The 25,978-nt window shown below is 33.9% G+C and carries 14 protein-coding genes; 5 read left to right on the forward strand and 9 right to left on the reverse strand.

Annotated features, from left to right (window positions below; translation table 11 throughout):
- Nucleotides 1-28: 28 nt before the first annotated feature.
- The 4 genes from AC4FQ3_RS03695 to AC4FQ3_RS03710 all read right to left on the reverse strand — a co-directional run bounded on the left by AC4FQ3_RS03695 (nucleotide 29) and on the right by AC4FQ3_RS03710 (nucleotide 6,999).
- Nucleotides 29-1,432 carry a RagB/SusD family nutrient uptake outer membrane protein gene (locus tag AC4FQ3_RS03695; protein WP_491180911.1) on the reverse strand — a complete coding sequence of 468 codons (1,404 nt, stop codon included), beginning with the start codon at nucleotides 1,430-1,432 and terminating at the stop codon, nucleotides 29-31.
- An 11-nt stretch (nucleotides 1,433-1,443) separates the two neighbouring features.
- The gene (locus AC4FQ3_RS03700; RefSeq protein WP_491180912.1) at nucleotides 1,444-4,959 is read right to left on the reverse strand and encodes a SusC/RagA family TonB-linked outer membrane protein; all 3,516 of its coding nucleotides are present in this window, start codon (nucleotides 4,957-4,959) and stop codon (nucleotides 1,444-1,446) included.
- Nucleotides 4,960-5,165: 206 nt separating this feature from the next.
- Nucleotides 5,166-6,302: a FecR family protein gene (locus tag AC4FQ3_RS03705; protein ID WP_491180913.1), complete on the reverse strand. Its 1,137-nt coding sequence runs from the start codon at nucleotides 6,300-6,302 to the stop codon at nucleotides 5,166-5,168.
- 133 nt (nucleotides 6,303-6,435) lie between these two features.
- Entirely contained in the window at nucleotides 6,436-6,999 is a 564-nt protein-coding gene (locus AC4FQ3_RS03710; RefSeq protein WP_491180914.1) for an RNA polymerase sigma factor, read from the reverse strand.
- 372 nt (nucleotides 7,000-7,371) lie between these two features.
- Between AC4FQ3_RS03710 and AC4FQ3_RS03715 the strand changes: the two genes are divergently transcribed.
- From AC4FQ3_RS03715 to AC4FQ3_RS03730, 4 genes are read left to right on the forward strand one after another with little or no spacing between them, the layout of a single operon-like run.
- Nucleotides 7,372-7,989, forward strand: coding sequence for a TetR/AcrR family transcriptional regulator (locus tag AC4FQ3_RS03715; RefSeq protein WP_042566836.1), 618 nt, complete (start codon nucleotides 7,372-7,374; stop codon nucleotides 7,987-7,989).
- Between the two features lie 57 nt (nucleotides 7,990-8,046).
- Entirely contained in the window at nucleotides 8,047-9,381 is a 1,335-nt protein-coding gene (locus AC4FQ3_RS03720) for a TolC family protein (protein WP_491180915.1), read from the forward strand.
- A 17-nt stretch (nucleotides 9,382-9,398) separates the two neighbouring features.
- Nucleotides 9,399-10,484: an efflux RND transporter periplasmic adaptor subunit gene (locus tag AC4FQ3_RS03725; RefSeq protein WP_491180916.1), complete on the forward strand. Its 1,086-nt coding sequence runs from the start codon at nucleotides 9,399-9,401 to the stop codon at nucleotides 10,482-10,484.
- A gap of 7 nt (nucleotides 10,485-10,491) precedes the next feature.
- Nucleotides 10,492-13,542 carry an efflux RND transporter permease subunit gene (locus AC4FQ3_RS03730; protein ID WP_073398270.1) on the forward strand — a complete coding sequence of 1,017 codons (3,051 nt, stop codon included), beginning with the start codon at nucleotides 10,492-10,494 and terminating at the stop codon, nucleotides 13,540-13,542.
- 195 nt (nucleotides 13,543-13,737) lie between these two features.
- Here AC4FQ3_RS03730 and AC4FQ3_RS03735 read toward each other — a convergent pair whose 3' ends face one another.
- From AC4FQ3_RS03735 to AC4FQ3_RS03755, 5 genes are all read right to left on the reverse strand, one after another.
- Nucleotides 13,738-15,531, reverse strand: a complete 1,794-nt coding sequence (locus AC4FQ3_RS03735) for an alkaline phosphatase (RefSeq protein ID WP_491180917.1) — start codon at nucleotides 15,529-15,531, stop codon at nucleotides 13,738-13,740.
- Between the two features lie 271 nt (nucleotides 15,532-15,802).
- Nucleotides 15,803-17,545 (reverse strand): RagB/SusD family nutrient uptake outer membrane protein, encoded by a 1,743-nt coding sequence (locus AC4FQ3_RS03740; RefSeq protein ID WP_491180918.1) that lies wholly within the window; start codon nucleotides 17,543-17,545, stop codon nucleotides 15,803-15,805.
- Nucleotides 17,546-17,561: 16 nt separating this feature from the next.
- Nucleotides 17,562-20,531, reverse strand: a complete 2,970-nt coding sequence (locus AC4FQ3_RS03745; protein WP_491180919.1) for a SusC/RagA family TonB-linked outer membrane protein — start codon at nucleotides 20,529-20,531, stop codon at nucleotides 17,562-17,564.
- 175 nt (nucleotides 20,532-20,706) lie between these two features.
- Nucleotides 20,707-24,405: a two-component regulator propeller domain-containing protein gene (locus AC4FQ3_RS03750; RefSeq protein ID WP_491180920.1), complete on the reverse strand. Its 3,699-nt coding sequence runs from the start codon at nucleotides 24,403-24,405 to the stop codon at nucleotides 20,707-20,709.
- Between the two features lie 192 nt (nucleotides 24,406-24,597).
- On the reverse strand, nucleotides 24,598-25,035 hold the full coding sequence (locus AC4FQ3_RS03755; protein WP_042566831.1) for a hypothetical protein: 438 nt from the start codon (nucleotides 25,033-25,035) through the stop codon (nucleotides 24,598-24,600).
- A gap of 587 nt (nucleotides 25,036-25,622) precedes the next feature.
- Here AC4FQ3_RS03755 and AC4FQ3_RS03760 point away from each other — a divergent pair.
- The gene (locus AC4FQ3_RS03760; protein ID WP_491180921.1) at nucleotides 25,623-25,964 is read left to right on the forward strand and encodes a hypothetical protein; all 342 of its coding nucleotides are present in this window, start codon (nucleotides 25,623-25,625) and stop codon (nucleotides 25,962-25,964) included.
- The last annotated feature ends 14 nt before the right edge of the window (nucleotides 25,965-25,978 follow it).

The raw sequence follows: 25,978 nt of genomic DNA on the forward strand, positions 1-25,978 counted from the left end.
TAGGCGTGCTGTATACTATTGAATTTTATTAATTTTGTTGTAAATCAGGGGCATAATCAAAGTAGATTGCCGCAAAAGGAAACTGGTAACGGGCTCCATTTGGTTCGATACTAAAAGTTTCGTTTAAATAGGTGCGTGTAATGGTTTTAGCAAAACGAGGATCTTTATTTAAACGTTTTAAATCAGCCCATCTAAATCCGCCTCTTCCCATTAATTCTTTTCGGCGTTCTGCCAATACTTTAACAAGAGCGTCATTGGCATCAACTGCAGTTAAATCGGTATAATCTGCGGCTCTAAAACGACTTTTTCTTAAAGTATTAATCGTATTCATTGCTGCTCCGGCACTTCCTGCTCTGGCTTCACATTCAGCTTTAATCACATACATTTCAGGTACAGTTGGGCCGGCGTTACGTCCATCACCGGATAAAAGCTCTTTTGAATAAGCCCTTCCCTGAGTAAGAGTTCCGTACGTCATAGTACTTAAAGGTCTTGTGTACAACTGATATCTAAGATCGTTTGTATCAAATGAATTTAATAACTCGTCGCTTAATGATAAAACCATTGGCGAATACATATAACTACCTGATTCTTTTGCCAGTATATTTTCAGGATCCTGAAAAGTTCTCGGCCATGAATAATCTCCCAAATTTTGATAATCTTCTAAATTCAGCAGGTTATTTTGCAATGCCAATGCCGCTTCTGCATTTTGCTGCGCTTCGGCATAATTACCCATATACAAATTGGCTCTTGCCAAAAGGGCATAAGCAGATGCTCTTGAAGGAAACCAGATGTTTCTTCCTGTTTGTACGGCTTTTAATCCTGATGTAGTAGCTTCTGTAAGATCTTTTATAATTTGATCATATACTTGTTTTACTGATGCTCTTGTAATGTTTTCGGTCACAGTTGGCTCAGTTAAAAGCGGAATTCCCGGATCTGTCGCCGCTGTTGCAGGATCATAAGCTTTAGCAAATACATTTACCAATGTTAAAAAGATATAAGCCCTGTGTACCTGTGCTTCTCCTTTTATGGCTAAACGTTCAGCATCTGTACCGTTTTTACTGGTCATTACCTCAGAAATTATGACGTTGCAAGTAAATAATGTTGTATACAGAGAATTCATATCACTATCTCTTTCTCCTATCGGAATAATTTCATCTGCCCATTTATATGTTTGCACATAAGGTTTGTAATATGCCGATCCCGAAAAATTCTGATTAAAATAGGCCGCATGATCATCACGCATTACAATATCATCTGAAGCCACATCTACTAAACCATAAGTGCTGTTAAACGTACTGGCTCCCTGCAGTAAATATCTGTAGTTTACTGTTTCTTCCGGTATTAATCTTCCTTCAGTTTGTATGTCTACATAATTATCACAACTTGTTAAAAGTGTTGATAAAATCGCTATATATATTAAATATTTTTTCATCGTTGCAGCTTTTAAAAGTTAAAATTGAATCCTACTGAATACATTGCCGTTGGAGGCAGTTTCATGTTGTTTCCTGTATATGGCAGAAAATCAGGGTCTAAATCTTCTTTGTTTTTTCTCCATATAATGCCCAGATTTCTTGCTGAACAAGTTAATGAGGCGCCTTGTATAAAAGTGTTTGCAAATAAATCTGATAAGTCATATTTAAGCGAAACTTCTTTAAATCGAATGTGGTCTCCATCAATTACTCTGTTATCACCAAAAGTATAACGGGAATAACTGTAACCGCTCATTCCTCTTACACCCGGAACATTGGTAGTTGCTTCGTCTCCCGGATTTCTCCATCTCTGATCGATTTCTGCATTTAAATCATATCCGTTAAAGCTTCCGTATCGGGTTACATACTGATCAAATGATGGTTTGAACAACACATAATCCAATTTATAAGTAGCCAAAAGATAAAGTGAAAGTTTTTTATACGTTAAATTAGCACTTAAACTTCCGTAATATTTGGGTGTCGAAGTTCCCATATACTTCATATCTGCCATATCGGTCAAAGCAACATTAGACTGCACAATGTTTCCGTCTCTGTCATATACCTGAACAGAACCTGTATTATTTAATCCAGCATTTCTAAAGGCAAAAACACTATTAAGTCCATAACCCACAATTGGTGCTCCAGTTCCTGAACCATTTAAAAATTGTGAATAATTTGTAAATCTTGAATCGGTAACTTCGTTTTTATTATAAGATGTAACTAAGTTCAAATCAAAACCAAAATTTTTCGTTTTAACAATAACACCGTTTAAATTCAAATCAATTCCATGCCCTTCTAGCGTTGATGCATTTCTCACTAACATATTGTTTGGAGTACCATAAAATGGCGAAACCGGAAATTCCATAATTAAATCCTTGCTGTCTTTTTTGTAATATTCTATAGTTCCGTTTAAACGATAATTAAGAAGATTGAAATCCAAACCAAAATTCATGATTCCTGTTTTTTCCCAACGCAACGCCGGATTGGCTGCTGCCGAAACAAAAGCGTATGGTACTTGTGAAAAACGGTCAATATCTGCAAGCGAAATACTGGTAAAAGGAAAAGTACTCAAACTAATATTACCGTTATATCCATAACTTGCCCTAAAAGCTAAATTATCAATCAGGGTTACTCCTTTCATGAAATTTTCTTTGATGATATTCCATTTAAAACCTGTAGACCACAAAGGTGTTCTTCTATAACTTTTATCTACACCAAAATTGTTGTAGTCGTCTAATCGCGCACTTCCTGAAATTGTATATTTATTATCATAAGTATAAGATGCATTACCATAATAAGATAAAAAGCGGCGTGTTGCACTTTTTAAGGTATTATTATAACTTACTCCCTGAGGATAACCGTAAATTGTATTAGGTGTATTTGAAGGAAGATCAATCGAAGTCTGAGCCGTATCATTGTAACCAAATAATGTTCCTGACTGATTTGATTCTTTAGTTTCTCTAAATTCTATACCTCCCATGGCATCAACAGAATGTTTATCAGCCAAAGTAGTATTGTACGTTAATTGTCCACGACCGGTATAACTGTCTTTACCAAACCTTGAGTTTTGACTTATTCCTCCTAACGGAATTCCATAGACAAGTTCATTGCTACCTGGATCAAGATAGGTGTATTGATTAATAAAGTCCCTTGTTTGAAAGGTATTAATATTATATAAATTGTCGTTCTTTAAATTAGAAGTTTCAATAAAATAGGTTCCCACTGCATTTAATCCTTTTAGCAAAGGAGCAGTAACAGAAATATTGGCCGAATAATTTTGCTCGTTTATGGTTTTATTACGATTATTTAATTCATCCATATAGTTGTAAGTCCATGGCAAATATCCTTGGCTTTCAAGTCTTTGAGTATCTGCACTGTAAAAACGTCTTTCGTAAGAAACTGAATTCCCGTTTTCATCAACAATTTGGTCGTACGGTAAGTAGGTTGTTAATGAAGCCCCAAGTGGTTCTAAACCCAAACCATTTTGATCGTAATTGAAGATAGATCCTTTTACGCTTGTACTTACTTTTAGGTAATTAAGCAGCTTAAAATCCTGGTTTATAGTAAATGTCATACGTTTACCACCAGTACCAATAGCCGAAGTTTTTTCGTTTGAAAAAGAAGCTGATGTAAAATAAGAATAATCATTTTCGCCTCCGCTGAAAGAAAAATCATAACTATTTGATTCTGAAGGACGCATGATATACTTTGTAATTTGATCATAATTATTTCTGCCTCTTAAAATATCCAATTGTGCATTTTTCTGGTCAGCAGTAATAGTTCCTCTTTTTTCCTGAAGCATTAATTCGACTCCCTGACTTACAGGTGTTGAATTATAAAGACTAAAAGCCATTGCCGGGTCTGTAATAATTCCTTTATCTACCAGTTCCTGCTCCAGATTTAATACCTGAGAAGAATTCATCAAAGGCAGAGTTGAGATCTTAGATGTGTTTGCAATAGCATAATTTTGAGAAGCACTGAATTTTGTTTTTCCTCTTTTTCCTTTTTTGGTTTCGATTATCATAACTCCATTTGCAGATCTTGCACCGTAAATAGAAGCCGCTGCCGCATCTTTCAAAAAAGTTATTTTTTCGATATCTTTTGGATTTATTGTTCTAATATCCAATTCTGTAGGAGCTCCGTCTAAAATAATCAATGGTAAGCTGCTGGCACCGCTGGTATCATAAGTAGACTGGCCTCTTATTCTAAAGTTGTAACTGGTTTTGGTGGCACCTGCACCAAATAAATTGGAGTAAACAAATGTATTATCAGATTCCAAAACATCAATTGCCAAACCTGCAACCTGACCTTCTAACTGGTGCATTACGTTTGAAACCGGAATTTTCTCCAAATCTTTTGCCGTAATTACAGATACAGATCCTGTCGATTTGTTTTTTGAAATTTTCTGGTAACCATTATTCACGACAATTTCGTTCATTAAGGCTACTTTTTCTTTTGCTATTATTGTGATATTGGGCCGACCTTCAAGAAACACATTTGTTGTTTCTACGGTTAATCCTGTAACTTCGATAATTGCATCTGTTGGCACATCGTATAAAACGAAGCTTCCGTCAAAATCGGTTACAGCTCCAATTTTGGTTCCTGTTACCCAAACATTTACGCCCGGATATGGGTCTTTCTGCGCGTTAAGGACTTTTCCTTTAACCTGAATAGATCCGGTAGTTTTATTTTCGGGTCTTGAAGAAGTGACAACAATAGTTTTGTCCTGAATAGAAAAAGAAAACTGCTGGCCTTCAAAAATAATGGCTAAAGCTTCCGGAATGCTTTTCTTCTGAATATTCAGGTTGACTGGTTTTGCATTCTCTAATATCTTCACATTATAAAAGAAAACATATCCTGTTTGCTTTGTAATACTGTTAAATACAGTTTGAAAACTTAAATTATTACCATCAATAGTCACTGTCTTAGTGCTTTGTGCAAAAGAAAAGCTACTAAGAAGAAGCAATAATATAAGGTATAGTTTTTTCAAATTGCCAGTTGTGATGGACAGGAATTTTTCTATTTGGGAAGAATTCTTGTGTGGTTGTAATTTTTGATTGGTTAAAAATTTCATTACTTTTGAACGGTTAGTTATTAAATAGGATCGGTTAATTTTATTTAGAACTACGCTATACATACCCACAGCGCTCCAACGCTATGGGTATTTTTTTTGCGTAAAGTTCTTGCGGCACTATATTACTGTGTCACAAGCACCTCCTTTCCTGAAACTTTAAAGTGAACATCTTTGCTTTCAAGCATTTTTAATACCTGATCTAGTTTTAAATCTTTTTGAATGGCTCCCTGAAATTTTTCATCAGGAATTTTTCCCTTATAAATTACTTTCACATCATACCATCTTTCGATCTCCCGCATGATTTCATCATATTTTGCATTTTCAAAATAGAAAAGTCTGTTTTTCCAGGCGATGGCGAGTTCTGTATTGACCTCTGCAATTTTCATCGAATGATTCGTAAGAGATACTTTAACCTGCTGTCCCGGTTTTACCAAAGAAGAATTTTCTCCTTCAGTAATTTTAATTTTTCCTTCTAATAAAGTAGTTTTTAAAACTGGTTCATTTTCATAAGCCCTGATGTTAAAATGAGTTCCTAAAACTTCAACCTGCTGTCCGTTAGAGAAAACCTTAAACGGCATTTTTTCATTATGCGAAACTTCAAAATAAGCTTCACCGGTTAAAACAACCGATCTTTCGTTTCCATCAAAATAAGTTGGATATTTTAAGGATGAACCAGCATTCATCCAGACATTGGTACCGTCTGGCAATGCAATTTGAAAAGTTTTTCCGTTTGGCGTAATTAATGTATTATAAGTAGGTTTTCCGGTATGCTGATCGTTATTTTCATCATATCGAATGCTTCCGTCTTTATCTTTGGTAATCACGACGCTTTGCTGGCTGGCGACAACTCCATTTTTCTGATCATTCAAAATTACTTTTGAACCGTCAGATAAAGTAAGCACTATATCATTAGAATTTTGAATTGCCTCTTTGGTTTCAATTGTTCCTTTTCCGGAATCAATTGCGTTTGTTTTAGTAATCGTAAAATATCCAATTCCTAATAATAAAGCCACAGATGCAGCGATGGCATATTTATAATATGATTTTCTACTTTTCTTAGGAGAAATTCTTTTATCAACTGCCTGCCAGGCTTTATTAAGATCAAGTTCAGCTTCGCTAATTTCAATTTGGTAATTTTCCTTAACCCTTTCAAAATATTCCCTGTGCAAATCTGACTCTTTGTACCATGTATCAAAAATCGATTCTTCTTCTGGGGAAAGAGTATCGTTTATTTTCGCTATGATCGTTTTAAATTCCATTTTCAGAATCTCTTTAAATTAACAATTACTTAATGTAATATATTAGCAAGACAACCGAAAGATGAAAATGGGTGACAAAAAATTAATAAAAAGTGAAAAAAAAGTAAAATTAGCCTAAAAAGCAAAATTTAACTTACAACAAGGGAGAAAACAAACTAAGCAGCAATGGCATAGCCTGATTGATTTTCTGTTTGGCACGTTTAAGCTGCGTCTTTACCGTATTGACAGATATATCGAGCTTTTCTGCTATTTCGATGTATTTGTAATTTTCGACAAATTTTAGTTTAAAAATTTCCTGCATACTTTCGGGAAAAGTTTCAATGATTTTTAAAATCTGGGTATATAAGATTCTTTTTTCTTCTTCAGAAATCATTTCAAAATCTTCTTCCCACACTAATATCGAGTTCAGGTCAATTAAATTAATATCGTCTGTAATTTTTAGGGATTTAAGATAGTTCAGGCATTTATTGCGAACCATGGCATACAAATAGGCTTTTAGAGAAGATTTAATTTCAATATCGCCGGAGTTTTCCCATAGTGAAATAAAAACTTCCTGCACAACATCTTCACTTGCATCTTTGTCGTATAAAAAGTTATTGGCATACAAAACCATCCCTCTATAAAAATGATTAAAAACATTATTATAAACGGATTTATTCTTATTGCGAAGCTCTTCTAAAACTATATTTATTTCCAAAGTGAGATTTAAAAAAATAATATGTTTGTGCAAAAAACAAATCTATATAAATTTAATTTATCCTGAAATATCATTCCAATTTCTTTGAATACTATCAAAACTGATCGCCAAAGTAGAACAATAATTGAGAAATAATAAAAAAACGAGATTTTAATTATTATAAAAAAACAATATTAGTACTTCTCTTACTCAATTCTGATATTGCATTAATACTATTAATCTTAAGCGATTTTTAAACTTAATACTATATGTACGTAAATTTCTTTTTTAAAGTTTATGTTTCTCTGTTTAAAATATAAAGAAAACAAATTAATTTCAAAAAATGAACACTGTTCAAAAAATAATTTTATATTTGCAGAATAAATTATACAAATGAGTACTGCCGAAAGAAAAGCACGTGAAAAAGAAGCCTTAAAACTACTTATTCTAAAAGGAGCCAAAAAACTCTTTTTAGAACGCGGTATTGAGCAGACTACAATTCGTAATATTGCTGATGAAATAGATTACAGCGTAGGAACTGTATATGTATATTTTAAGGATAAAAATGCCATTTTACACGACTTACACTCTATCGGTTTTGACGAATTAAGCGGTTATTTTAAAGAGTTGTTTTCGATAAAAGACCCTATGGAACGCCTTAAAAAAATGGGGTTTACCTATATTAAATTTGCCCTTGAGAATACAGAAATGTATGATTTGATGTTTATCGTTAAAGCGCCCATGGAATTTATTGAAACCTCTGAAAAAGAAGCCTGGAATGAAGGTGTTGGTACTTTTGGCGCATTAAAAAGTACCGTAGAAGAATGTATGAATAAAGGCCATTTTAAAGGCAATACTTTAGAGCCTTTATCCTTTATGATCTGGAGCATGGTGCATGGCATGTGTTCTCTTGAAATACGCCAAAGAACAAAAGGTGTAAAATTCTCTAATCCGGATAAAATCTTGTTTGAAGGATATAATGAATATTTAAAAATAATAGAAAAGCTTTAAATTTTTTTTTGATCAAAAAAATGAACAACGTTCAACTAATAAACAATGTACAATAAAATGAAAAAAGTAATAACCCTAACGCTTTTTTGTTTTGGATTTCTAGGATATTCCCAAAGCAAACTCGACAATTATATCCAGATTGGATTAAAAAGTAATGAAGTCATCAAACAGCATAATTTTGACATCAACAAAAGCATGTATGCGCTTAAAGAAGCTCATGCCCTGTTCTACCCCACTGTTACACTAAATGCCAATTATACCAAAGCAGATGGCGGAAGAACGATCGATATCCCGATTGGCGATATGCTGAATCCGGTTTACAATACCTTAAATCAGATTACAAATTCGAATGCATTTCCTTCTTTGCAAAATCAATCTGTACTCATCAATCCGGATAATTTTTATGATGCCAAAATTCATACGACGATGCCATTATTGAATTTTGAAATCATTTATAACAAGAGGATTAAAAGCCAGCAAACTTCTTTACAAAAAATAGAACTTGAAATTTACCAGAGAGAATTGGTTAAGGAAATCAAAATTGCCTACTATAAATACCTGCAATCTATTGAAGGAATTAACATTTATCAGGATGCTTTAAAGCTGGTTAAGGAAAACCAAAGAGTGAACCAGTCTTTATTTAAAAATGATAAAATAAACCGTACCGCTGTTTTGAGAAGTGATAATGAGGTAATTCGCATCGAAGCAAACCTCGAAACAGCAAAACAAGTAAGCGGCAACGCCAAAACTTATTTTAATTTTTTAATCAATCAAAAATTGGATAGTGAAATTGAAATTGATGCAAACAACGAATCTACACCTACTATTTTGGTAAATGAAAATACATCAAACCGCGAAGAGCTTTCAAAATTAACTCAGGTAAGCGAAATCAACAGTAATGTCAGCAAACTTACAGAATCGTATTGGTATCCTAAATTAAGCGGTTTTGCTGATTTTGGTTTTCAGGATTTTGATTTTGAAGTCAACAAACAATCCCGATATTATTTTGCAGGAGTTGGTTTAGAATGGAATATTTTTTCGGGCAACAAAAACAAATACAAACTAAAACAGGTTGAAGAAGACAGTAAAAAAATAAGTTCTCAAACCGATAATGTGAGACAGCAATTACTGCTTCAGTTTCAGGTATCCCAAAATAATCTCAAGTCGGCTCTGGAACAATTTAATGCAGATAAAAATCAAAAAGAATCCGCCAAAAAATACAACGAAGACATCACCAAATTATACAAAGAAGGTCAGGCAATTTATATCGAACTCCTTGATGCACAAAATCAATGGGTTAATGCCCAACTCAATACGAATATCTCACTTTATAATTCCTGGATTGCTTTTGCCGAATTAGAAAGAGCCAATGCCACTTTTACTTTTAAATAATCCCAAAAACAAAAATTATGAAATCAAAAATTTACGAATACCTAAATAATAATTTTATACATAAAAAAGCATTAGCAATATGTCTTTTTGTATTTCCCGTTTTTTATGCGTGTCATGAAGAAAAAAAAGAGACGAATCAATTTGAAAACAGCGAAACTGTTGCCATCAAAACAGCTACCGTTGCATCCCTGTCCTTAACGAGCAATATAAATGCTTCTGGTTTAGTGACCACAGAAAATTCTGCTAATTATGCTTTTAAAATTGGCGGTGTAATCAATAAAATTTACGTTGAAGAAGGTCATTTCTTCAAAAAAGGACAACTTCTGGCCACTTTGGATGCTACCGAAATTAGCGCAGGTTTAAACCAAACGGATCTCAATGTAAAAAAATACGAACGTGATTATAACCGTGCTTACAATTTGTACAAAGACAGCGTGTATACTTTAGAACAGCTTCAAAATACAAAAACCGGTCTGGACATTGCCAAAAAACAAAAAGATGCCGTGGCTTTTAATGCGCGTTATGCCAAAATATATGCTACTGCCAATGGTTTTGTATCGCAAAAATTAGCCAATGAAGGTGAAGTTGTGGCACCGGGCTCTCCTATTTTAGCCATAAACGAAACGACTCAAAACAATAATTATTTATTAAAAATTGGTTTGACAGACAAAGAATGGGCTGCTGTAAAATTGGGACAAAAAGCCATTGTAACCCTTGACGGTTATCCTGATAATCAGTTTAATGCGACTGTTTTTAGAAAATCGCAGGCGGCAGATGCGGCACTTGGTTCTTTTCAGGCCGAATTAAAACTGGACATGAAAAACAGTAAACCGGCCGTAGGCATGTTTGGCAAAGCCGAAATACGTACTGATGCGACAAAAGATGTCATTACAATTCCGTATGATGCTCTTATTGAAGCCGATGGAAATAAAGCTTTTGTATTTATTGTAGCAAATAATAAGGTAAAAAGACAGCCTGTTTCTATTTTTAAATTTGAAAATAATACGGTTTATATCAAAGACGGCCTGCAAAAAACAGATCAGATTGTGATCTCAAACAGTGCTTATTTAAATGAACAATCAACGATCAAAATCATTAAATAATCATAAGATGAAGATAACAAACTTTGCCGTTAAAAATTATCAGTTTACGCTGATTATATTTCTTCTAGTGTCGGTTGTGGGGTATATTACGCTATTTTCCATGCCAAGATCTGAAGATCCTTCTACGCACCCGCCCCAATATCTTATTACGGTTATTTATCCCGGAACGAGTCCGAAGGATATGGAGGAACAAGTTGTAAAACCTATTGAAAATAAAATTTACGGACTTGAAAATATCGATAAAATCTTAACTACCGTCGAAGATGGTGTTGCCGCATTTCAGGTAAAATTTAAATACGGAGTTGATGTTGACAACAAATATCAGGAAATTTCTACTGAAATGAACGCGCTGAAAAACAGCGAACTTCCAAAAGATATTTATCAAATTAAAACAGAAAAAATTGCTTCTTCTGATGTAAAAATCCTTCAGGTGGCTTTGGTTTCTGAAAATGCTTCGGATAAAAAATTGCGTAATGAAGCAGATGAATTAAAATCAAGACTGGAAAAAATCACCAATTTAAAAGACGTAAAATATTCCGGAGTTCCGGAACAGGAAATTCGAATTGATCTTCAATTGGATAAATTAGCACAATTAAAAATTCCGTTGAATGTGGTTATGGGAAGCTTACAAAGTGAAGCCGCCGATATTCCCGGAGGAAGCATTGATCTTGATACCAAGGTTTTTAATGTAAAAACAAGCGGAAAATTTAAAAATGAAGAAGACGTTGCCAATACCGTTATTTACAACGCAAACGGAAAAATAATCTACATGAAAGATGTTGCCGAAGTAAGCTACAAATCTCAAACCGTAGATCATATTACCCGCATTAACGGACATCGCTGTGTTTTGGTTACGGCCGGAATGAAAGACAATGTAAACATAACCGATGTTAAAAAACAATATGATCCAATTGTAGAAGAATTTACCAAAGAATTGCCGCAAAATATCAAATTGATCAACAACTTTGATCAGGCCAATATGGTTTCGCAGCGTTTGGGGCATTTGGGTTTTGATTTTGGACTTGCTATTTTCCTCGTTATTATTACGCTTTTACCTTTAGGATCAAGAGCTTCTATAATCGTGATGATTTCGATTCCGCTTTCATTGGCTTTAGGATTAATTGCCATGAATGCATTAGGTTTTTCTTTAAATCAATTAAGTATTGTTGGTTTGGTTGTTGCGCTGGGTTTACTGGTGGATGACAGTATTGTTGTTGTCGAAAATATTGAACGCTGGCTTCGTGAAGGCCACTCAAAAATGGACGCGGTTTTGAAAGGCACAAAACAAATAGGAATTGCCGTTGTAGGATGCACCGCAACGCTGATTATTGCGTTTTTACCTTTGGCTTTTCTGCCGGATGTTGCGGGCGAATTTATCAAAAGCCTTCCAATGGCGGTTATTACGAGTGTTTTGGCCTCGATGGTTGTTGCCTTAACATTGGTGCCTTTTCTTGGCAGCCGATTTTTAAAAACACACGATCACGCCGGTGGTAATATTTTTCTTCAGTACCTGCAAAAATTTCTAACGAGATCGTATCGTGATATTATGCCAAAAGCGTTACAATATCCTAAAACAACCATTGCAATTTCATTGTTATTGAGTTTTACCGCTTTTGGATTATTCAGCCTTACGGGATTTAAATTGTTCCCCACTTCTGAAAAGCCAATGTTTTTAATCAACATAAAAACACCGCTTCAATCGAATATTTCAGAAAGCGACAGGGTTACCAAAATGATAGAAGCAGAATTAAAAAACCATAAGGAAATCGCTTTTTATACTTCAAATGTTGGTAAAGGAAATCCGCAAATTTATTACAACATACATCCACAGGACAGAAAACCTGATTTTGCACAGATTTTTGTTCAGTTGGAAGATGAAGCAAAACCTTCTGCTAAAACGGAATTGATTGAAAATTTAAGAGAGAAGTTTAAAACAATGCCGTTCGCCAAAATCGAAGTAAAAGATTTTGAACAAGGTCCGCCGCTGGAAGCTAATATTGTGGTACGTTTATTTGGCGAAGACCAGAAAGTGCTTCGAAAACTGTCTTCTGAAGTAGAAAATATTTTAAGAAACCAAGAAGGAACGATTTACGTTAACAACGAGCTAAATACGTATAAAACCGATGTTAAAGTAAAAATCAACAAAGAAAAAGCAAGAACGCTGGGTATTTTAACAAGCGAAGTCGATAAAGTTATTCGTCTTGCCGTTGCAGGATTGACCGTTGGAGATTATATTGACGATCGCGGCGATGCCAGAAATGTAACACTCACGCTGCCAAGAGATAAGTTTGCCAATCTTGACGCCTTAAAAAACTTGTATGTCAATAATATTCAGGGAACTCCGATTGCGCTGAATCAGATTGCGACAATCTCTTTTGAAACTTCGCCAACAGCAATCAATCATTTTAATAAATCCAGATTCTCAAAAGTTACCGCAGTTTCTAAACATGGTTTTTATGCAAATGATTTGTTGGTAGACATTGTTCCTAAATTGGATAAATTAAAAATGCCAAAAGGATATTATTACAAATTGGCGGGTGAAAAAGAATCTGAAGGCGATTCGCTGGGAGGTAATTTTCTTTCGGTCATTATTTTGAGTACTTTTCTATTCATAGCGGTTTTATTGCTACAATTTAAAACCTTTAAAGGAATTATCATTGTATTGTCTATCATTCCGTTAGGAATTTTGGGTGGCGTAGTATTTTTACTTATCGACGGAAGTCCAATGTCATTGGTGGCGATTATTGGTTTTATCGGCCTTTCTGGTATACAGGTTAAAAACTCACTTTTGCTGGTCGATTTTACCAATCAGTTGCGACAAGAAGGACATTCTATTGACGAAGCAATTGCGATTGCCGGCGAAACCCGCTTTCTGCCCGTTGTATTAACATCAATTACGGCAATCTGCGGACTTATTCCTTTGGCATTAAACTCAAATCCATTGATTGCGCCATTGGCGATCGTATTAATCGGAGGTTTGATAAGTTCTACTATTCTTTCCAGAATTGTAACACCGGTAATGTATAAATTAATACCTCCTAATCTTGATATTGAATAATTAGGATTGAAGAAGATTTGATAAAATGGAAATAAAAAACATTTTTATAATCTACCAAATTACGCATCAAAAACAAAAAGGCTGTCAGACAGCCTTTTTTTGTTTTTGTATATTAGCCTAAAAATCTGCAAACAATTTGCTGCCTTCTTCGTTGTCCTCAATAATAACAATTGTCCTTTTTTATTCCTAAATTAATTACTTTAACAGCGAAAGTATTTTAGTGAACACTTCATTATTTTCATATACTCCCTGAAAATCCTGCGAATGTGGCCCATAAGAAAATATAGGTACCATCGTTGCAGTATGATCATTTGTTATAAAATCACCTTCTATTTTGTGCTTTTTAATGTTTCCCTGTGGAATACCAAATCCGGAAGTTTCATGATCTGCCGTAATGACAACTAATGTTCCTTCATTTTTATCGGCAAAAATAAGAGCCTGAGTTATGGCTGTATCAAAATCTATTGTTTCAGCTACTATTCCGGCAACATTGTTAACGTGACCAAAACTGTCAATTTGTGCGCCTTCGACCATTAGAAAAAAGGGCTTATTTTTTTTATTTAAAAATTCAAGGCTGTATTTTGTCGCATCTGCCAATACTTCTCCTCTTCCTTCTAAAACAGACGGTACTCTCCCCTGAGAAATAAAAACACCAATAGTATCAGCAGTTACGGTCTGCATGTCTTTTACTGATGGCAATACTTTAAATTTAGAATCTAACGCAATATTCTTAAAAGTAGAAGCCCCGCCTCCAACAAATAAATTCAATTTACTTTTTAATAAATCTTTAGCAATTATCTCTGTATTAGACCTTTCTATTGTGTGAGCATAAAAAGCAGCGGGTGTTGCTCCTGTAATTTCATCTGTAGTTATAACACCTGTAGAAAATTTTCTTTTTTGTAAAATTTCCAAAATGTTAGTGATTGGTTTTTGCAAACTATCTGTTCCAATGGCTCTGTTATTTGTTTTTTGGCCTGTTGCCAATGCTGTTCCTGCAGCAGCAGAATCTGTTGTAAAATCGTCGGCAGATTGTGTTTTTATAAAACCAACGCTTTTTAATTGTGTTAATGACAATGCGCCGTTATTGGCCAAAACAGCCGAAGAAATTTGAGATAAACCATTTCCGTCTCCAATTAAAAGAATTACATTTTTAACAGGACTATTTTTTTGATCTGTTTTGTAAGTAGGTTTATAAACTGTTGAAGAATTTGTGGCTGTTATGAATCGCTTTGGTAAAAATCCAAGATATTGAACACAATTGTAAGGTGTGTCTGTATTGATAATATCTACTCCTAATTCTGAAAATGCTTTCCAGGCGCTTTTTGTATCCGGAGCACCCCAAAATCGGAATGGTTTATTGGTCGTTTTTGCTTTAGAAATAATTGAAGTTATACGATCGTGGTCTTCTTTTGTTAATTTTCCCAATCCATTCCAAACAGAATATTTTTTAAAATCTGCACTAACCATCGCGACTTTTTCCCAATTTTCTTTTGAAATTGATTTCCCTAATTCCTGAAAATCAAAGTAAATAAAACTAGGATATTTTGTATAAGAATCTGAATTTGGTCTGTTTCCCGAAACGATGATTTTAATATTCTGATCTTCTGTGATCGTTTTATATTTACTTAAAACAGAAACGAGTTTGTTAAGTGTTGGTTCAGCATCCGTTTTAATGTCTATTAACAAAAATAGTTTCTGCTCTTTTTTGTACTGCATTTTCAAAGCAGTTTCCAAAGGTTTTAAGTACAAAGATTCTAATGTTCTCGAAGCGGTAATATTTTGCTGATCGTGAGCAACATATAAATCATTGTCTTTCAAGAAAATATCAGCTTCTATAGACGCTGCTCCGTTTGAATATGCATCCCAAAAAGGTATAGTATGATTGTAATCGTTATGTGAATGTACTTTTACTAAATCTTGAGAATATATTGTATTTCCTGCTCCAGATAATAATAGGAACAAGCTAATGAATAAAAATGATTTTTTCATTTGAAATGAATTAATGAATTGAAAAAAAGCAATTGGGTATTAGGGCAAAAAGGGTATTAGCGTAAATCATTCGCTTATTCTGACATCAGAATAAATTGATATTTTTTCTATCAGATTGTAGGTTTTCTGAAAGAAGAAAAACGTAAAAAAACAGGGTGCTTTAAAAATTCTAAACACCCTTGTTTTTAAAAAAAATAAACACAAGAAGACTGCTCATTATATAGCAATGGCAAAAATGAACAGTCTTCAATTCAAAACAATTAAACAAATTTTAATATCCTTTATTTTGTACTAAATATCCAGGTGTGTTAGAAGCTCCGTCAATTGCTACCTGTGGAATTGGGAACAATCTGTGGTTTACATCTACATCTGATTTTTCAGTCCATTTATCTTCAAAATGGTTAAAACGAATTTGAGTAGTTCTTCTTAAACCTTCCCAATAAAATTCAAAACCATATTCTCTGTACAAAATATCTAAGTTAATAGCCGTAAGCGCAGCAGGAATTGGAGCACGTGCCGTTCTTGAAGTTCTCACGATATTCATATCAGCCAATGCTTCACCAATTTGTCCTTTTCTTAATTTAGCTTCGGCACGCATCATATAAATTTCAGCATATCTAAGCAATACCATATCTACGCTGCTGTAGGTATTTCCATCAGGAGAGGTATGACTAAATTGATATTTAGACACTCTGTATCCGGCAGCGTGCGTACTGCCTTCGTTAGTAAAATCAACTTTAAGGGTAAGGTTCACATAACCTACGTTTTTGTCAGGTCCGTTTCCTTTAATTTGCTTAACCGGATAAATTCTGTATCCGCCATCACATTTATAAAAAGCTCCATTGGCATCTTTTCTTGCTGCCCAAGGAATACCTCTCATGATTCCTCTGTCAATTTCAAAATCCTCAGCTTTTACACAGTAATAATGATTTTCGTCATTTAATGGTGAAAGTCCCGTAAGATCTTTTAAGTTGTCCGGCACTTTTGCATTATTTTTATAAAATCTTGAATCAGCATCTGCAGGATCTACAGCACCATAAGCATCAACCCATGTTTGATAAAAATCTGAAGTAATAGCCGGACCATCTGTTCCGTCTACGTTAATAGATTCTGGTCTTGCGAACATTGATCCCGGTATTGACCAGTATGCCCAACGGTTATGCTCATCTGCCAAAACTCCACGCTGATCTATAGCAAAAATCAATTCAGGGTTAGAATTATTAGCATCATCAAATAAGTCAAAATATTCTGGAGATAAACTGAATTTACCTGAGTTTATAATGTTGTCAGTATATTTAATCACCTTATCCATATCTGCTGCGGCAAATGCAGGCTTACCGTAAGGATCACGATAAACAGCAGCATTTAAGTACAATCTTGAAAGAAGCCCCCAAACTGCAGCCTGAGTCATTCTTCCCGGTCCTCTTGTAGTATTAATAACATCGGCAACAGACAATAATTCACTTTCTATATAAGAAACGGCGTCTTGTCCTCTCAATATTTCTGAGGTACTGGCCGATGATTCTTTTTTAAATACAAGTCCCCAGCTGTCCAATGTCTGCATGTTTAAATAAGCTCTCAGGGCTTTCATTTCGTAAAGCGCTCCTTGTGCTTCTGTGTTTCCACCTTCTGCAAGAGGAGTTAATACTTCAATAGCAGATAATGTTCTCGAAATATTTTTGGTAAGAGCATTCCAGGTACTTGTAACCAGATCATTTGTAGGTGTTGTAGTATGCGCGTGTACGGCTAAATATTTACCTCCATCATACCAGTCAGTTCCTCCTCTGTAAGGTAAAATACCTTCGTCACTTGCAATTAACTGTAAACCAAAATTGTTTGTATGATACCACGTTGATTTTAATTGACCATAAGCGGGAGCAATTGCACCACTAATTGCTTCTGCTTGTCCTGCCCCATTTAAGGATTCGTCAAGGACATTTTCTTCTAAGTCAGTACAGCTCCAGGTAAAGAATAAACTGAATGCAAGTCCTGCTATTATTATTTTATTTTTCATGTTTTGTTATTTTTGATTAAAATGCTGCGTTTAAGCCAAATACAATAGTTCTGCTTCTTGGGTAACTGAAATAATCAATTCCAAAAGACTGAATTTCGCCTACTGAAGTTCCGGTATTAATTTCAGGATCATAACCACTGTATTTTGTGATTACAAATAAGTTTTGTCCTGTTACCGAAAGACGAATGTTGTCCATTATATTATCAAGTCCGATTGTTTTTGGGCTTAAATTGTAACCCAGAGTTGCATTATTTAATCTTAAGAAACTTCCATCTTCTAAATATCTTGTAGAAACTGTATTTGAATTCGTAGATGCTTCGTTTAAATATTGAGAAGCTCTGTCTGTTGTGTTAAAAGAATTTGCCAAACTTCCTCTGTTGAATGAAGACATTGCAACGTGATTGTAGATTTTATTTCCCTGAGCTCCGTTAAAATTAGCTCCAAAATCAAAATTCTTATATTTCAAATTCAAATAAAACGCATAAATATAATCCGGTAAAGCACTTCCTGCAACAATACGGTCATTGTCCAGAATCTTACCATCGTTATTTGTATCTTTAAATTGGTTTAAACCATCAGCGCCAATTCCGGTAAATTCAAGCATATAAAAAGAACCAATTGGCTGTCCGTTTAGCACACCGTTTATCGTTGCTCCGGATTGTCCGCCTCCCTGCGCACCTCCTGTAGTTAAAATTTTATAAGGTGAGTTTTCTACTTTATTGTTTGTAAAAGAGATGTTTCCACCAATGCTATAAGAGAAATCTTTGCTTTTGTCGCTGCTGTAATCTAAAGCAACCTCAATACCACTGTTTTTGATTTCCATATTAGGAATGTTTGTCCAATATTTTGATGTAGGCTGAATTGGATCTACCGGCGCTACTTCTAATAAAATATTCTCTGAAACTTTGTTGAAATAATCAACAGTACCTGATAATCTGTTATTCAATAAACTAAAATCTAAACCAATATTGGTTTGTGTAGAAACTTCCCATTGAATATTAGGATTGGCTAAACGCGTGTATATTGAACCATAAGGATATCCGACTAAATCTGTAGCAGATGGGTCTAATGGATAAGTATCATATCCGCTGTTACTTTCTGTATAACTTGCTTTTGTAATTTTAGAAGGAATCTCCTGAGAACCTGTCTGACCCCAGCTTGCTCTTAACTTAAGATTGTTAAGCATTTCAGATTCTTTTAAAAAATCTTCTTTTGTAATGTTCCATCCTAATGCAACAGATGGAAAATATCCATATCTGTTATTTTTACCAAATTTTGAAGAACCATCGGCACGCATCATTGCTGTAAGCAAATATTTGTTGTCATAGCCATAGTTTAATCTTCCAAAGAAAGACTGAAGCTCATTTTCTACCGCAGATGAAGACTTGGTTCTAAGCTCAGTAGCTGCTTCGATTTGATTCTTTGGTTCAACACCATTGTCAGGGAATCCCTTAAAGTCGTAATTCTTTTGGTTTACTTGTATTTTCTGGTAAGACTGACCCGCCAAAACTGTAAAACTATGAACATCTTTACTAAAATTATACGTCAGTGTATTTTCGTATAAAATATTATTATTAGTAGTTGTAATGTTGTTCAAAGTACTTTCGGTTGTATTAGTTGCCGAAGTATATGGCAAAACTTGTACGTCTCTTTCAGACATAGAATAATCAACTCCAAGATTAAATTTGTACGTTAACCCTTTTATGAACTCATAAGATGGCGCAATATTAGCCAAAATACGATTGTTGTTGGTTTCATCAGAATAAATTCTCTGACTGATTAAAGGATTTACAGCATCATTGCTTAAGTTAACATTTGGTTCTCCATTTACAGAAATTGCATCAGTTGGGTTCATTGTTAACATGCTGCCCACTACACTTCTGGCATCTGGTCTTGAATTTTCAAGTTTTGTTGCTGTCATGTTAAAAGCAACATTAAACTTGTCATCAAATGCTTTTTGGTTTAAATTTAAACGTCCTGAATAGCGTTTTAAATCACTATTTTGCAAAACACCTTCCTGATTGTCTACTCCTACAGATGCTGCATAAGTTGATTTATCTGTTCCTCCGCTCATAGAGAAATTAACGTTTTGAGAAACTCCCGTTCTTGTTAATTCATCCTGCCAGTCTGTATTTGCTCCGCCGTCTTGTAAATTTCCGTTTACGGCAACAACTTGTTTTCTAAATTCATCGGCACTAAAAACGTCAACTTTATTGGCTAATGTTGAAAATCCGGTGCTCATAGAAAGGTTTATTTTAGTTTGTCCTTTCGCTCCTTTTTTAGTTGTAATTACAATTACTCCATTTGCAGCTCTTGAACCGTAAATAGCCGAAGCAGATGCATCTTTAAGAACCTCAATACTTTCAATATCCTGCGGATTGATAAAGTTTAAAGGATTTGAAGCAACTCCATTATTCGTATTATCCAGAGCAAAACCGTCTACTACATAAAGCGGTGTTGTTCCTGAGCGTAAACTTCCTACTCCACGAATAATTATATCTTGTGAAGCTCCCGGCTCACCACTTGCCCCAACAACGTTAACCCCGGAAACTTTTCCCTGAATCAATTGTCCGGCATTGGCCACTACTCCTTTGTTAAAATTTTCACTTTTTACAGAAGCGATAGCTCCGGTTACATCAGATCTTTTTTGAGAACCGTAACCTACAACCACTACTTCATTTAAAGTACTAACTTCTTCAGTAAGACCAACAGTCAATTTTTGGCTGCCAGAATAAGAAACTTCTTTTGTTTTAAATCCTACATAAGAAAAAACTAAAACACCATCATTTTGTTGTGCTTTAATTTTAAAATTTCCGTCAAAATCTGTCGTAACAGCGCCTTTTGGTTCTCCTTTAATATAAACAGAGACTCCCGGTACGGGTACTTTTTCAAGATCAGAAACTACGATTCCTGATACTGATACCTGCGCATGGGAGTATGACATACATCCTAAGGCAAGAATTAACAATGCGTAAACTTTTTTCATTTAAATACTTTTTTAGTTTCGCCAAAAGTATTTTATGGATCCCGGCAATAGGAGGATTTTTGTATTTCAAAAGTGGACTTTTAATGCAATTTAGGATAGATTTAACGGCAAAAAAGGGTAATTTTTGTTCATTAACATTGGGCTAACTTTCTGTAAATGCAGTCCTAACAAAAAACTACGTGCTATATTCTTTATATTCCTTCGGACTTTTGCCAAAATACTTTTTAAAGGAACGTCCAAAGTATTTTGGATCGTTATATCCGCACTCAAAACTAATCTCGGATATGTTCAGTCTTTTCGTTTTTAGCAAAACTTCTGCTTTTTGTAATCGAAGCGACATTAAGATATCCAAAGGAGACTGGTTTAGCGTTTCTTTAAACAAACGATAGCATTTTACCCTCGAAATCCCCAACTGCTCCACAAGCATTTCTACATTAAAAGAAGGATTTTGTAATTCCTCCTTAATTATTTCCAAAGCTCTTTTTAAAAGTTTTTCATTTGGTGTAATATGTTCATTGTCTTCCGTGAGAATCTCAAATATTTTTTGCTGAATTTTATATTCTCGCAAAGGCTCTGCATTTTGATTGATCAGGCTATCAATTTTCTTTCTGATAAATGATGCTCGCGCCGGCAATTTAATATGTGTATCGATACCTATTTCCAATAATTGTTCGTCTAGTTCATAATTAATATCTTCTGAGATATAAATCATGGGGATTTTTATATTGGTATTTCCTTTGTTTGTTTTTAAAAAATGAATCAGGTCATTGGAGAATGCTGCCTGATAAAAAACCAAAGCGGCTATATCAATCTGTTTTGTGATTGCATTTAAATTAGAAACAGAACTTTCAAAAATCAGGTTGTAATTTTCGCTTTCCAAAACCTGATTTGCGGCCGCATTATTAAATGGATCGCCAAAAACCAAAAGACATTTTTTATCTGAAGAAAACTGATCTTCATAATTAAAATTTTTCCAGGAAATTGTTTCTTTAAAGTTAGTTTCAGGATCAACAACCTCTATCGGAATTAAGATTGTGGTTTGAAATTGTTCTTCTGAAGATGGAATCAATTCGCCTTCCAAATCTTGTATTAAAACCTGTAAAGCTCTAAAATAAGGACTATAATGCACGATATTTTGCCAGTTGTTTTTTAAGATAACACTATCAGAAACCGCGTTAATTTTTAAAAAATTATTTTCATACGTGATTGCAATACTTAAAGTGCTGTCTCTGTCTGAATATTTGCAGAAATCATTGAAAAAATACTGCAATGCCAGTTTTAAACGCAATACATCAATAATGGCAAAACAATCTGTTTTGTCTATTTCACAATTAAAATTGACCTGATTAAACTGCAGTTCTTTCTTTAGTTTTTCGACATTATTTTTTAAAACAGGAAACAAATCTGTAGCAGTTTTTTTTATTGGCCCAAGTTCTTTAACATGTTCGAGGTAATTCCATTCAGAAATAAGGTTCATCAATTTGCCGGATTGTGACATTAGGGCGCGTTGGGTTTCTGTATCTTTTTTAAACGAACTCGAGATTTCAATTATTCTCGCTATCGGATCCTGAAATTCTGCCAGCATAAAGGTTTTAAACTTTTCAATTTCAAAATTTTCATTTTTAAAATTACTGTGCAGAATCAAAAGTTTCTCTTTTTGCTCTTCTATTTTTTTGTTTTTTTTATCCAGTTCTGCATTAATTTCTTCCAGGTTTTTTTTCTGCTTTTCAATAACATTCGTACGCGCTTTTACAAGTTCTTCCAGATATTTTTGCTCGACAAGCGCTCTTTTATTTTTCACATAAATTACGATTACACAAACGAGCAATATAAAACCTGATAACAGGATATAAAACAATGCCGATTCGTAAAATGCTTCGGTAATGTGAAGCGTAAAAAATGCAGGTTCAGGAATTCCGTTTTTGCCCTGTTTTATCATAAAGGCATAATCTCCGGAAGATAAATCAGTATATTCTATTTTATTGTTAGCACCCAAAGGAATCCATTCCTCATCATTTCCTTCGAGTTTGTAATAAATATCACTTCTTTTGGCTTTTGGAAATAGTATTGGTATTATTTCAATTTCCAATTCATTATCACTAAAACTTTTTTCTATTTCTGCCGGATAATTTTCATTACCATCGATTTTCAATTTTACTCGTGCTTTTGAATTTTCCGTATGAATGGTTCCGGGATTAAAATAATTAAGTCCGTTTATGCCTCCAAAAAACAAATTCCCCTTTGAATCCTGATGATAGGCTCCTTCAGAAAATTCGGGTGCCTGCCAGCCGTGATCCGGGTTATAAGAAGTTATGGTATATTTTTTCTTATCAATAGAAGCGAGTCCTTTTGTGGTGCTAACCCAGATTTTATTTCCATTATCAATAAGTCCGTAAACCATATGACTTGGCAATCCTTCAGCCTCTGTAATATTTTTTATTACGCCGGTTTTTTTATTAAAAACGGTTATACCTCCCAAAGAAGCAATCCAGTAATTATCTGATTCATTATCGACAAAAACAGAATAGACACTATTGCCTAAAATTCCATCTTTGGTAGTGATTTTTTTTAAAGCGCTCGTCGTTAAATTAAATACAATCACTCCGTTATTTTCTGTCGCCAGAATAAGGTTTTGATTGTTTTTTTTAACGCATCTTATATTGTATTTATTTAATAATTCCTGGCCTTTAAATGTTTCAAACTTTTCGGTTGACAAATTAAATTTTGCCAAACCTCCCCAGCATCCCATCCAAAGCTGTTTGTTTTGATCTTCAAACATAGAATAACATCTGTTAACAGGCATTCCTTTGATATTGCTTGTTTCATAGCTGGTACATTTATTATCAGAAATACGCAAAATTCCTTTGTAAGTTCCCGCCCAAACTGTTCCATCGCTTGACGTAAACAAAGTTCTTATTCGTTCCCAATCCGGACTTGAAGCAGCTTTGTCTATTTTAAATTTTTCATATAAGTGGCTTCTGTCGTTGTAGCAATAAAGTCCTCTTGTATAATAACCCAACCAGATTTTTCCTTTGCTGTCTTTGGTAACTGCCCTAATGGTTTCATCCGGCAGATTAGGTTCTTTTATAGGATGCGGCATAACAGAATTTATTTTTTCAGAACCGGTAAATGCCATACTCAAACCGCCATCTTTTTGCCCTAACCAGATATTCCCAAAATCATCCTCATGAAGTGTTTCTATTTCATTATTTGTGAAAGAATATGGTGCATACAAATCAGAGGTAAAATGTTCAATATTATTTTCATTAGATTCATTTGTAATAATATACAATCCATTTTCGCGAGTGGCAAACCATATATTTCCTAGCTTGTCTTTTAAAATATCATTGATAATAAGTTTAGGATATTTTCTAAGTAAAATACTTTTTAGATTTTCAAAATCTGTTCTTTGTACATTATTTTGAGGTATTTCAACAAAAGAATTATTTTTAAATTCATAATAAGCCGTATTTGTTTCTACTACTATATTTCCCTTTTGAGACAAATGAATCCCTTTTGGAGTGCTTTTAAACTTAAATGCTGCAAATTCATCATTTCCAAGATATTGGTTTACATTACCTTCTTTTGTAATGAGCCAGATTTGCCCCAACGCATCTTTTTCTAATTTTGTAATATAATTGCTTGAAACTGTTTTATGATCTTTAAAATTGTTCTTAAAAATCTTAAAGCTGTAACCATCAAAATAATTCAGACCGTCCCAGGTTGCAATCCACAGGCCGCCATCTTTATCGCTTTCTATATCAAGTACCGAATTATTTGATAAGCCCTGGTTTGTTGTGAAGTTTTCAAATTTTATCTGCTGTCCAAAAGAATATAGTGTAGAAAGACAAAATACTAGTAATACTCGAATCATTGTATATTATTTAACTCGCAAGTTTACAATTGCAAGTTAATTTAAACATGAACTGTGTGTTAAGTTAAAAATGAAGAGAAATTGTTCAAGTCATTGGCAACAGTTTTGATTCTTTTAAAATAAAAAAACCTGCAATTGCAATGCAGGTTATATTTATAGTAAAGTTCCGGTTGTTTTTTATAATTACGAAGTTTAGTCGGCTTTATATTTGTTATTCCAATATAACATTAGTAGCAATGTAACAATTATACAAGAAGCCGTTCCCTCAAAAAACAGACACAAAGAATATGTTGCTACCGATGGCTCACCTCCAAACATAAACGCTTCTGATAATGATTTTACGTATTTGTCTCCTCCTTTAGCATAACTATAAATAAGTAATGCTATAATACTAATAACCACACCCGTAAAAGAAGTTACCATAGCCGAAATTGCGTTGGGAACAAAACTGTTCTTACCATCAGCAAGATTCATTTTTAAAGTTCTGTTTACGCCATAAAAAATAAAAAGTACATTTAATAAACGCAGATAAAAAAGATGAGCAAGATTTAAAACTTCCAGTAATAAGAAGAAAGCAGCAATTCCTAAAAATATATAAATCCCATTAATAATTTCTCTAGGTATTTTCATAATAAGTTATTTTTAGTTAAAAAATGAACATTGTTTAGCACTGTAATTTTATATATCAAATTAAATAAAAATGAAAGAGAAAAAATTCTACTATTCGATGCCAAAAATTACAAAATGTCCATAAATTATTAAATGCAACTTCAAAGTAAACAACTGATAATAATACAATTAAAGATCGAAAAAGTATAATTTATTCTTATTTGTTGTCTATAGATTTGTAATGAATTCAATTGCTAATTAATAAGTGTAGTCCCTACGGGACAATGTCATTAAGTTAAGCTTTTTGAACAATAATTTTTCTTGCAAAGCCGCAAAGTTTAAACACAATATTGTCATTTCGACGGAGGAGAAATCTCCGTGAGAAGCTCGACAAAGATTGGATTCTCTTTGCGGAGTTACTTGTGGAGATTTCTCCTCCGTCGAAATGACAAAATATTTGCGATTTTGCGTCTTTGCGAGATATTTTTATTACTCCGTTAGGAGTTAAATATTGGTAGAAACGAAAGTAACACCCTAGAAATATCCCGTAGGGATTATACTTTTTTTATTAGCAACTTGAATTAATTATTAACTATAAACTTATTATTATGAATACTTCAGACCACAGAAACGACAGATCAGATAATCAGGCGAATAAATCTGAAACCATGGAAAGCAAGGATACTATACTAAATCAGAATCAGGCTGATACTTCCGGAAAAAGAGATCAATATAATGAGAAATCTAATGAGCATCCAATTCAGCACAGACTGGATGATAACGATAATATTGATCCCGATTTTCAAAAAAACACCAATAGACCGCAGTATCTGGATGAAGATTTAAAAAAGAATAATGATCCCGACAGAAGAACGTTGGATGAATATAATGCAACTACTGCCGAACCTGAAGATGATGATACCTATACAGAAGATGATGTAAATAGATAAATCTGTATATCAAA

Source organism: Flavobacterium sp. AK-345 (assembly GCF_058310175.1).